At 44.4% G+C, this 12,182-nt stretch carries 7 protein-coding genes and 1 pseudogene; 5 read left to right on the top strand and 3 right to left on the bottom strand.

Features of this window, described 5'->3' with window-relative positions; genetic code table 11:
• Nucleotides 1–8: 8 nt before the first annotated feature.
• Nucleotides 9–2,315 carry a 5-methyltetrahydropteroyltriglutamate--homocysteine S-methyltransferase gene (gene metE, locus MKY17_RS03815; protein ID WP_179891021.1) on the top strand — a complete coding sequence of 769 codons (2,307 nt, stop codon included), beginning with the start codon at nucleotides 9–11 and terminating at the stop codon, nucleotides 2,313–2,315.
• Nucleotides 2,312–2,787: pseudogene (locus tag MKY17_RS03810) on the top strand (acyl-CoA thioesterase). Before metE ends, MKY17_RS03810 begins: the two are co-directional and overlap by 4 nt.
• A 41-nt stretch (nucleotides 2,788–2,828) precedes the next feature.
• On the opposite strand, the gene MKY17_RS03805 reads toward MKY17_RS03810, so the two are convergent.
• The 3 genes from MKY17_RS03805 to MKY17_RS03795 are packed head-to-tail and all read right to left on the bottom strand — an operon-like array spanning nucleotide 2,829 to nucleotide 5,466.
• Nucleotides 2,829–3,614, bottom strand: coding sequence for an ABC-2 family transporter protein (locus tag MKY17_RS03805; protein ID WP_098370626.1), 786 nt, complete (start codon nucleotides 3,612–3,614; stop codon nucleotides 2,829–2,831).
• A 4-nt stretch (nucleotides 3,615–3,618) separates the two neighbouring features.
• On the bottom strand, nucleotides 3,619–4,410 hold the full coding sequence (locus MKY17_RS03800) for an ABC-2 family transporter protein (protein WP_098370625.1): 792 nt from the start codon (nucleotides 4,408–4,410) through the stop codon (nucleotides 3,619–3,621).
• Nucleotides 4,411–4,458: 48 nt separating this feature from the next.
• Nucleotides 4,459–5,466: an ATP-binding cassette domain-containing protein gene (locus tag MKY17_RS03795; RefSeq protein ID WP_098370624.1), complete on the bottom strand. Its 1,008-nt coding sequence runs from the start codon at nucleotides 5,464–5,466 to the stop codon at nucleotides 4,459–4,461.
• 150 nt (nucleotides 5,467–5,616) lie between these two features.
• Between MKY17_RS03795 and MKY17_RS03790 the strand changes: the two genes are divergently transcribed.
• From MKY17_RS03790 to MKY17_RS03780, 3 genes are all read left to right on the top strand, one after another.
• Entirely contained in the window at nucleotides 5,617–5,937 is a 321-nt protein-coding gene (locus MKY17_RS03790; protein ID WP_098370623.1) for a hypothetical protein, read from the top strand.
• 143 nt (nucleotides 5,938–6,080) lie between these two features.
• Nucleotides 6,081–7,370, top strand: a complete 1,290-nt coding sequence (locus tag MKY17_RS03785; protein WP_144550586.1) for a glutamate-1-semialdehyde 2,1-aminomutase — start codon at nucleotides 6,081–6,083, stop codon at nucleotides 7,368–7,370.
• A gap of 339 nt (nucleotides 7,371–7,709) precedes the next feature.
• The gene (locus MKY17_RS03780; protein ID WP_098370621.1) at nucleotides 7,710–12,182 is read left to right on the top strand and encodes a glutamate synthase-related protein; all 4,473 of its coding nucleotides are present in this window, start codon (nucleotides 7,710–7,712) and stop codon (nucleotides 12,180–12,182) included.

The following is a 12,182-nucleotide window of genomic DNA, read 5'->3' as shown; positions in this document are numbered from 1 at the left end:
GTAGGAGGATGGGAATTTTGAAAAGCAGTAGTTTGGGTTACCCACGAATCGGGGAAGATCGTGAATGGAAACGTACATTGGAAGCTTACTGGTCAGGTAAAATCGATGAAGCGGAATTTACGGCACAACTAAAGGCAATCCGTTTAGGCAACATACAAAAACAAAAGCAACGGGGCATTGATATCATTCCTGTCAATGACTTCACTTTCTATGATCAAATGCTCGATATGTCCGTCATGTTCGGTCTTGTTCCTGAACGTTATTCAGCCTATGAAGGCGGTAGGGTTCCCCTTTCCGTATATTATTCAATGGCTCGCGGAAACAATGATCAAGTCGCTTCCGAAATGACGAAATGGTTCAATACGAACTATCACTATATTGTCCCTGAATTAAAACTGCCACAGCTGACTTTAACAGAAAATAAACCACTTGCAGCATATCGGGAAGCCAAGGAAAAGCTAGGGATTGAAACGAAGCCCGTGTTGATTGGACCTTATACCTTCATCTCCCTTTCCAAAGGCTTCAATAAACAAGAGATCCCTAGTATCATCCTGAGCTTGCTTCCCCTATACACGCAAATCCTGCGGGAGTTGGAGCAAGAAGGCGTGAAGTGGGTACAAATGGACGAACCTTCTCTTGTTTCATCCATTTCCAAGGATGATATGCAAACTGTTACTTACCTATATGAAAAGCTGAATGAAGCAGCACCAAACCTGAACATCATGCTACAAACATACTTTGATGCCGTGGAACACTACCAAGAAGTCATCGAATTAAAAGTCCAAGGAATCGGTCTTGATTTTGTACATGATAAAGGGAGGAATCTAAGTAATCTTGAAGCATTCGGCTTCCCAAAGGACAAAGTGCTTGCTGCAGGTGTGATTGACGGAAAAAACATTTGGCTATCTGATTTATCGAAAAAAATTCAATTAATTGAGACTCTTAAGAAAAAGGTAGCCGAAGACCAAATCTGGCTTCAGCCCTCTTGTTCCCTGCTTCATGTCCCAGTGACCGTTCGGAATGAAACCGCACTTTCAAAAGAAGTGAAACAGGCCCTTGCTTTCGCTGATGAGAAACTTGAGGAAATCACACTCTTGGTCAAAGGGAATAATCAAGGCTTTGAAGCAATCGCCGAAAAAGTCGATGCCAATAAATTTACGGTTCAAACGTTAGCAAGTTCAAATGCACGGAATCATGGGACTGTACAATCGAAAGTCGAAAAGGTTAAAACCAGGACCGCCGGCCGTCACATTCCATTTAAAGAGCGTTACCAAAAACAACAGGAATTTTTCAAATTGCCTTTCCTTCCTTCGACTACCATCGGTAGCTTTCCGCAGACATTTGAAGTTAAACAAGCACGCGGGAAATTCAAAAGAGGAGAATGGACCGCTCAGAAATATGAAACATTCGTAAACGAAGAAATCGGCAGGTGGATCGAAATCCAAGAAGAAATCGGTTTGGATGTTCTCGTTCACGGGGAATTCGAACGGACGGATATGGTTGAATACTTCGGCCATAAGTTAGGCGGTTTCATCTTTCTGGAAAAGGGTTGGGTACAATCCTATGGATCCCGCTGCGTGAAACCACCAGTCATCTACGGCGACATCCATTTCATCGAACCGATGACAGTAAGGGAAAGTGTGTACGCACAATCACTGACGAAGAAGACGGTAAAGGGAATGCTTACAGGTCCTGTTACGATTTTAAATTGGTCATTTGTCCGTGATGATATTTCCAGGGAGAATGTTTGCTATCAGCTGGCACTCGCTTTAGAAAAGGAAGTCATTGCATTGGAATCTGCTGGAATTAAAATGATTCAGGTTGATGAGCCTGCACTTAGAGAAGGTCTGCCATTGAAAAAAAACGATCGCGACGAGTATTTGAACTGGGCTGTGAATTCATTCTTGATATCCACATCAAGCGTGGAGGATACAACCCAAATTCATACGCATATGTGCTATTGCGACTTCAACAGTTTCATGGATGTCATCTCCTCCCTCGATGCTGATGTAATTTCCATCGAAACATCTCGTAGTCATGGGGAGCTTGCTTCCGCATTCGAGGAAAAAACATATGAAAAAGGTATTGGCCTTGGTGTGTATGATATTCACAGCCCGCGTGTGCCCGCAGTGGAAGAAATGGTCGATATGATTGAACGGGGCATCAAGGTATTGAATAAAGACCAGTTTTGGATCAATCCAGACTGCGGCCTGAAAACAAGGGGTATCCCGGAAACCGTCGCTTCCCTGAAAAACATGGTCGAAGCAGCAAAAATCGTCCGTGAAAACCTTTTAGCCAAACCAACAGGCCAATGATTGAAAAGAACGTTGCCCATCCAACACAGCAGTCACGGACTTTTTTAACCGACCTTGTTTTTCCACCGGATACAAATCATCACAATACCATCTTTGGCGGAAAAGTAATGGCATATGTTGATAAAATAGCCTGCATTTCAGCTATGCGCCATTGTCGAAAACCGTTGTGACTGCTTCAAGCGACTCTTTTGATTTTTTGGCCCCCATCAAGACAGGGGATGCGATCAACCTTGAAGCTTATGTCACCTGTGCTCATCGCACATCAATGGAGGTATTCGTGAAAGTGGAGCGTGAGAATCTATTAACAGGTGAAAAACAGCTTACGGCACGCGCTTTTTTAACGATGCTGGCCATTGATGAAGACGGCAAGCCGACAAACGTACCTAAGGTCATTCCGAAAACGGAAGAGGAAAAGCAGCAATATGTTGAAGCACAAGCAAGATATATTGAAAGAAAGAAAAAACGGAACTAAACAAAAACCCCTTCAACATGAATGCTGTTGAAGGGGTTTTTTTAGTTCCCTGCCCCGCGGTACCTCTTCACTCCCTGATTCCATATGAAAACGGATATCACGAAAAAGGAAACCCCGATTACAGGTGTGGCAAATGCATATGCATACCACTCTTCTTTTCTTAGGAAATAAGATGCCGGATAGACACCAACAAACGCGAATGGCAGCACCCATGTAAGGACAAAACGGATGACCTTATTATAAATATCAACTGGATAGCGCCCGTAGTTCCCGATATTGTACATCATTGGCATGATGGATGTTTTCGCATCCGACCAGAACCCAATACTTGCTATCGCAACGAATATGGCTGCATAAGCAAGGGCCCCGCCTATTGCAAAAATGATGAAAAGAATCGGGTCATACCACGCAAGCTGAAGATCCAATGAAATCCCCGAATAGAATATAATGATCAAACCGGTCACAACACCAAATAACGCTTCTAGTTCGATTCTTTCTAAAATGACTTGAAACAGGCTATGTATCGGTCTTGTTAATATCCGATCCATTTCACCTTTGACGATATAGCGGTCATTAAAATCCCAGATGTTGAAAAAGGCAGAAAAAAGGGCAAATGGGATAAGGAAGAATCCATAAATGAATATGATTTCTTCCCGGCTCCAGCCGCTTAAAAATTGGGTATGCCCAAAAACGACTAAGATAAATACCAGATTCACGACCTGATTCAGCAGGTCAGATAGGATTTCCATGAAGAAATCGGCTCTATATTGCAATCTGGTTTTCATATATTGACTCACATATTGAAAAAACATCGATACATAAAACATCCCGTCAACCTCCTTGAATAATCAGCTGTTTTTTTGCGACTATCCATAAAAGCTGAATCGGTATTATGAGAATGATGCACCAAATTAACTGCTGTAAAAGCGCCATGGCAATTTCGCCTGAACTGTACCCGTTCGTAAAAATCATGCTTGGTACATAGCTGATCCCTTGAAAGGGTAGATATTTCATCACTTCCTGCGCCCATACCGGATAGAAACTGATGGGCAGCAGCAGACCGGAAAATAAATCAATGATAACCCTTTTAGCCCGGATCAATCCGGCATTATTATATAAGAAAAAGGTAGTGATCCCCGTCAATAAGTTAATCTGTGTATTGATGATGAAGCTGAACAGCAAGGAAATGCCGAACATCCCCCACGTAGCCGGCTCGTGCGGCAATTCGATAGGAAAAATGAAAGCTACCAGCAGCATTCCTGGAATCGAGAAGAAGAAGAAACGAAATATCCCTTCCCCAAGTCCTTGCATCGTTTTCATGCCTAAATAGTTATACGGCCGGATCATTTCAATGGCGACCTTGCCGTCTTTAATTTCAGTGGCGATTTCGCGGTCAATATTATTGAAATAAAAAGCGCGTGCCATCCATGCAACCGCGACATAGGTTGTCATCTGCATACTTGAAAGTCCTTCGATGGAGCTTTTTTCCCCATATATCGCATTCCATAAGAAATAATAGGCACCGATATTAATGCTATAAATTAAAATGCCGGTATAATAATCTGTTCGATACGCAAGCATCATCAAAAAACGCATGCGGATCATTGCAAGATACTTTCCCATGGCCCTCTCCCTTCTTGATAGACACGTTGTTTCTTAATGATAAGAGAGTCAGACAGTGCCTTCTTCGTAAATGTTGCGAACAATCTCTTCAATGGACGTTTCATGGATTTTGATGTCCTTTATTTTAAAATGAGCTACAACAGCCGAAACAAGCTGTGAAATATGATCACTTTCTTCTTTCAACAAGGCAATGTATGTTTGATTTTTCTCATCATAAACCCAGTTAGCAGTAAATGGGAGCGCCAATGATTGCAATTCCTTCAATGCGATCGGCTCGATGAATTGAAAATGGATCTGTTTTTCCTCAGCCCAGTTATCTTTCAAACTCTGTAATTCCCCATCATAAATGATCTGTCCCTCATCAAGCATGATTACGCGCTCACATAATGCTTCAATATCACCTAAATCATGGGTAGTCAAAAGGATCGTCGTATTATATTTCTCATTGATTTCTTTCAGGAACTCACGAATCTTCATTTTCACGAGTACATCAAGTCCAATCGTCGGCTCATCCAGGAACAGCAAAGGCGGATTGTGGATCAAGGCTGCCGCAAGCTCGCAGCGCATCCGCTGACCAAGTGAAAGTTTACGCACTGGCTTGTCCAGCAAAGGTCCGATATCGAGCGTCTCGATGACATGTTCCATATGATCGTTATATTGTTCATCCGTTACCTTATAGACCTTTTTTAGCAGCCTAAAGGATTCTTGAACTGCAATATCCCACCAAAGCTGTGAGCGCTGACCGAATACGACTCCGATTGTCTGAGTGAACTTTTCCCTTTCTTTATGTGGATTCATTCCATTGACCGTGATTTCACCTGCTGTCGGTTCCAAAATACCTGTCAGCATTTTGATCGTGGTCGATTTCCCTGCACCATTCTCCCCGATATAAGCTACCATCTCACCCTTTTTTACAGTAAAATTGATATCATTGACGGCAGGGACGATCTTATAATTTCTGGTAAGTAAATCCCGGAAGGCACCCTTTAGCCCTGTACGGCTTGATGCCGACTTAAATTCCTTCCGAAGCTGTTTCACTTGAATTGCATCACTCATCCTGTTACATCCTCCGTAATCTCTTGTCCTAATGAATTAGTTTATCCAACCTAACCTTTTTAGACAATAAAAATGCTTGGATGCCAAATACCATTTTCAGGGCGAAATGATCGTTGTATAAGATACATATATAAAGGAGACGAGTATGCTATGAATATCAAAAAATTATTACTATCCCAAATTGAAAAGGTCGTTTTCGACCTTCGATATGACTTCCTTTATGAAGATGAGTACGGTGAATTATTATGCCAGGTCATCCAAAGGGATTCCAGCGGGTCGATCGAAAGCACACCCATCAGTTTCCATCTTTGCATTAATGAAGAGAAAGGAACCGGCCATCTAATCTATTACCAAGCCCAGGGCGAAATGAACCGCCAATCATTCGACATCGAAAACCCAGACACCATCTTGGCCATTCTTACTTTCATAATCGAAGTTTTGGGATCCGACCCCGTTTCCGAAACAAAATGATGGCCCGGAATCCTGATGTTCTAGGGCTGCAGCGTTTCCACCAGGGAACTAATCACATTTCCTAGCCTTCCACCCCAGATTTACGGACGGAAAAGTGCTATGATAAAGAGGAAATATGTTTATATTTTTAGGAGGTTTTAAGATTGGATTTTAGTAATTCGGAGCTTTTACATAAAGAGGCATTAGAACATATCGTTGGCGGGGTTAACAGTCCATCCCGTTCTTACAAAGCTGTAGGAGGCGGTTCACCGGTTGCGATGGATCATGCCAAAGGTGCTTATTTCTGGGATGTTGATGGCAATAAATATATCGATTATTTAGCTGCATATGGCCCGATCATCACAGGTCATGCGCATCCACATATTACGGAGGCCATCGTTAAAGCTGCAGAAACGGGCGTTTTATACGGCACACCGACAAAACATGAAGTCAAATTTGCCAAAATGTTGAAAGAAGCCATACCATCCATGGATAAAGTCCGCTTCACCAATTCAGGAACCGAGTCCGTCATGTCCACCATCCGCGTTGCCCGCGCTTACACAGGACGGGATAAGATCATCAAGTTTGCAGGCTGTTACCATGGACACTCCGACCTTGTTCTTGTCGCTGCAGGTTCCGGCCCGTCCACTTTAGGTACACCGGACTCTGCCGGCGTTCCAAAAAGCATCGCACAAGAAGTCATCACTGTACCTTTCAATGATATCGAGTCATTTAAAGAAGCACTGGATAAATGGGGCACTGAAATTGCAGGCGTGCTGGTAGAACCGATTGTCGGCAACTTTGGAATCGTGGAACCAAGCCCTGGCTTCTTGGAAGAAGTCATTTCATTATCGCACGAAGCCGGATCACTCGTCATTTTCGACGAGGTCATCACAGCGTTCCGCTTCATGTATGGAGGGGCACAGGACTACTTGGGAATTCAACCCGATTTGACCGCGCTTGGAAAAATCATCGGGGGCGGGCTTCCTATCGGTGCCTATGGCGGTAAAAGAGAGATCATGGATTCTGTCGCCCCGCTGGGACCTGCCTATCAAGCAGGTACGATGGCAGGAAATCCTGCTTCCATGCTTTCCGGGATAGCTTGCTTAGAAGTACTTAAAGAAGAGGGTCTGTACGAAGAGCTTGACCGGCTGGGAAAAATCCTTGAAGAAGGTATCCTGACAGCGGCCCGCCAATATAATGTTCCGATCACCATCAACCGCCTTAAAGGGGCATTGACGATCTATTTCACCACAGAAAAGATTGAAAACTATGAGCAGGCGGAAAATACTGATGGCGAAATGTTCGCTAAGTTCTTTAAACTCATGCTCAACCAGGGAATCAATTTGGCACCGTCCAAATACGAAGCCTGGTTCTTGACAATTGCCCACACGGATGACGATATCGCTTATACTCTAAAAGCGGTTGAACATGCATTCAAAAACCTAATATAATAAATCGAATCAGCATAATTATGCATTTTTTATACACCCTCAGGATATACATCAATCTTGGGGGTTTCTTATTACCCTGTAATAAATCTTTAACATTGGCATTTCAGGCCACTTCCCACATAAATCCCATCAATCACAGCATCCATCCCATTGTATAAAAAATTGATTTCTGAATATTTAAATGATATGATATGGATACATTTATATACATTTATACACTTTCTTTCAATCTATCAAAACTTGGACTATTGTTCGGGTTTACTAATATTTCCCCCATTAAACACATGCTACAGGAGGTGAAAGGCAGAGAATAAGGGAAACCTTATTCAAGCCACATATATGGCCCAACAATGGACACCTGCTACATTCAAAGAATTTCACAAGGAAGAACATGATGCCTGCGGTATCGTTTCCTGCATCGAAAAAAAGAAAATCCCTACTAACGAAAACATCTTTGCCTGTATCGACGCCTTGGTTAAAATGAACCATCGCTGCGGCTTCATCAATGGTGAGGGCGATGGCGCCGGCATCCATATCGATATTCCCCGGGCTCTTTGGAAAAAGAAGCTTGAAGCGGTAAACGTCGATTCAAGCATCGTCGATCAAGATTCCTTCATAGTCGGCCACTTATTTTTAAGCAAAAAAACAGAAGCTAACGACTTAAAAATCGAAGTCAAGGAGAAACTGCTCCAGCATGGTCTCTCATTGATATTCGAAACGGATAAAGCCTACCGCTCCGAGGCATTGGGACCGATTGCCATTCAAGAAGACCCAGTGTTCTGGCAATTTGCCTGTTCCTCCACCATCAATAACAACCAGGAGCTCTCAAATGTTCTTTTTGAGCTGACTACCGACATCGAAAAAAGTGATTTCATCCATGTTGCATCTTTAAGCCAGCATCATGCGGTATACAAAGTGATGGGTGCGGGGGATACGCTCCCTGCCTATTATCTTGATCTTGCAGACCCTTTGGCTGCCTCCACCATGACACTGGGACATAATCGTTTTTCAACTAATACTCTCTCAAGCTTCTTCCGGGTCCAGCCTTTCAGTGTACTTGGTCATAATGGCGAAATCAATACTATCGCCAAATTGCGTGATGAAGCGAAAATGATCGGAGTTCCCATCGCTAAAGATGGAAGCGACTCACAGGATTTAAACAAGACGATCGAGACTTTCATCTGCCGTCATGGCTACTCTTTATTTGAAGCTGTCGATCTTATGTTTCCGCCAATCATCAATGAAATCAAGGAATATCCCGAGCACTTACAAGACTTATATACGTATTTAAGGGAAGCATGGGGTCATTTTGCACAAGGTCCGGCAGGCATCATCTCCCGTTTCGGCGATGAAGCCGTGTTCTCTGTCGACTCTTTAGGCTTGCGCCCACTATGGAATATTGAAACGGAATCATCCTACATGTTCACTTCCGAACCAGGAATCATCCCTTCCAGTGAATATACCGGAGATCCGAAACCGATGGGTCCAGGGGAAAAAATCGGTTTGAAATGGAACGGCGACCGCATTGAATTGTACACATACAAGGATTACCAGGATAAAGTATTTGAACTCTTCAATGATCGTTTCGTCCTTTCCAATGACCGAGTCCGCTTACAGCCCCAAGTTTTTGAAAAGGTTATCTCCATGACAAACACGCAAGCCATTCATAATGGTCAATATAAAGCCTTTGGGTGGGAAAGGGAGCATGTACAATTAGTGGAACAGATGGCCGAAAAAGGCGCTGAGCCCATTCGTTCACTTGGTCACGATGCGCCACTGGCAGCACTTAATCCCCAGCGGACCAACATCGCTGATTTCATCAAGGAAAGTGTGGCCGTTGTAACTAACCCAGCGATCGACCGGGACCGGGAAACCGAGCACTTCTCAACAAGAACCATCATCGGAAAACGTCCTTCCCTATTCGAAGCGAATAAGGCGGGAAATGTCACGGAGCTGCTGACTCCCTTATTGATTGAAGGATCAACGGGTTATGAGTGCTCGTCAATCGTATCGCAGCCAAGCTATGATCAGTTCATTAAATATAACCAAGATCAAAAACTCGTGCACTTCATTTCATGCACGTTCAATGAGGCTGAAAACATCACGGTTGCCTTGACCAGGATAACGGATGAAAGTGTCAATGCAGTGGATGAAGGAAAAACGCTGCTCGTTCTGGATGATGCCCTTGCCCATCAAAACGGCAACCTTTGGCTTGATCCCCACCTTGTCACTTCAGCCGTCGATCAAGCGTTGGTCCGCACAGGCAAGCGCCGTGATTGTTCCATCCTTTTACGTTCAGCATCGCTAAGGTCATTGCATGATATCATCGTTTCTTATGGTCTTGGGGCCAACTTAATCAGCCCCTATTATATGTTCCTTTCCTTATCTTCAGATGACATCAAGGGGGTTACCAATCTATATAACTCCTTGACGAAAGGGCTTGAGAAAGTCATCTCGACCATTGGCATTCATGAGCTGCGCGGCTATGGAAGACTTTTCTCAAGCATCGGTTTACATGAGGAAATCGCGAAATATTTAAATGTGGCTAACTTCTTCGGATCCAATGATCTGGACTATAATTTCGATAAAATCAAGGCAGATGCCATCCAGCGGGCGGAAGATTACGGCAATGAAAAAGAACGGATGGGTAAGACCTTCCATCTGTTCCCTAGGATTTGGAAGTCTATTGGAGAAGTTGCTTCAACCGGGGACTATGATGCTTATCGCGAAAAGATCACCGAACAGGAAGAATCCAATCCTACGACGATCCGCCACTTGACATCATTAAAAACTTCAGATGCTTCCATCCCTTCTGAAGAAGTCAGTCTTTCGGTCGGCGAACAGGAATTGCCGTTCGTCATAGCATCCATGTCCTTTGGATCACAAAATGAGATTGCTTTCCGGGCCTATGCGGAAGCTGCCGAGAGGTTAGGCATGATCAGCATGAATGGTGAAGGCGGGGAAATAAAGGATATGCTGGGCAAGTACCCGAAATCCCGCGGACAGCAAATCGCTTCCGGCCGTTTCGGGGTCAATGCAGAACTCTTGAACTCTTCAAATCTATTGGAAATTAAAATTGGGCAAGGGGCAAAACCAGGTGAAGGCGGTCACCTTCCCGGTTCCAAGGTCACAGCGAAAATCGCAGAAGCCCGAAATGCAACAATCGGTTCCGATTTGATCTCCCCTTCCAATAACCATGATATATACTCAATTGAAGATTTGGCCCAAATGATCCATGAGTTAAAAACGGCAAATGACAAAGCGAAAGTTGCCGTCAAAGTACCAGTCGTTCCAAACATCGGTACGATTGCTGTCGGTGTCGCAAAAGCGGGGGCCGATATCATAACGCTTTCTGGTTTTGATGGCGGAACGGGTGCTGCCAGGATCCATGCACTCGCACATGTCGGTCTACCAGTTGAGATTGGTGTTAAAGCGGCCCATAATGCGCTGCTTGAGTCAGGTATCCGACAGAATGTTGAAATTTGGGCTGACGGTGGGTTAAAAAGCTCGATGGATGTATTGAAGGTAATGCTGCTTGGTGCAAACCGTGTAGGTTTTGGGACCCTTTCGATGATTGCCGTCGGCTGTACAACGTGCCGCGGATGTCACCTTGATACTTGCCATGTGGGAATCGCCACCCAAATTGAATCGGAAGCGCAGGCGAAAGAACATGGACTGCGCCGTTTTGTTCCACGAAAATTTGATTTAGCCGTTCAAGGATTAACGAATATGTTCAGTGCATTTGCAAAAGAGCTCAAATCTTTGACTGGGTCACTTGGGGTGAAGAATCTTCAGGATATCGTCGGACGTTCCGATTTGCTACAGCAAGTTAAAGGTCAACAATCATTGGATTTAACCTATTTATTGAAAAACCTGGATATAACACCGTTCTCCCATAAAGAAACGGCGGCATATTTGAATGAAGGCTCCATGCAGGTAGCTGTTGGCGCTGAATATCTTGATTCGCATGTAGATGATCTGCAGCAATCCCGTAGCTATAGCTCGATCACTTCCGAGCAGCGTGTACTCGGCAGCAGGGTGTCCTGTCACCGCGTTAGGGGCAGATTGGATGGATCATACAAAAAACTTCCTCCCGTTCACCTATCCTACCAGGATGGTTCCATCCCGGGTAATGGACTTGGGGCATACAATACGGAGGGAATTTCAATCAGCGTGAATGGCGGTGCCCAGGATGGCATTGGCAAAACATCGATTGGCGGTAATATTGCCATCTTTAAATCTCCAGGAAAAGATGGAAAGTTCTACAATGGCTCCGTCGGTAAGGGCTTTGGTTACGGTGCACAGCATGGTCTCCTCATTGCCCAAGGCGATGCCGATGCCAGGGCGGGAATCCGGCTTTCCGGAGCGGATATGATCATTGGGGGATTATTGAAACAACCACTTCCTGAAAAGGAAAACGGTAATATTGCGGTAACTTCCAATATTAAGGGATTCGCTTTTGAATACATGACAAATGGAAGAGGTTTAGTTCTGGGTGATCCCGGTCCATGGATTTGCGCAGGGATGACAGGCGGTGTCGTTTATTTACGGCAACAGCCCGAATCTGGATTAACCAAAGAGGTCATTAAGAAACGGGTTGCGAAAGGGGCAAAGATTTCCATTGAGCCCCTATCCGCAAAAGGCCTGCAGGATGTGGCTGAACTTCTGGGCAAATACACGGCCCTCTTGAAAGATCATGGCCAACCCGAAGAAGCGGCCTCTTTAGAGACACTGCTTCAAAATCCTGGAGAGCACTTCCTTCAGGTCGTTCCAGTTAAAGAACAGGCGGATCCTGCCGTATCCACGGAGTGA

The sequence above is a fragment of the Peribacillus sp. FSL P2-0133 genome, assembly GCF_037975445.1.
GTDB classification, from domain to species: Bacteria; Bacillota; Bacilli; order Bacillales; family DSM-1321; genus Peribacillus; species Peribacillus simplex_E.
Note: the sequence above shows the minus strand (reverse complement) of the source record. Positions and strands in the feature narration are given on the sequence as shown.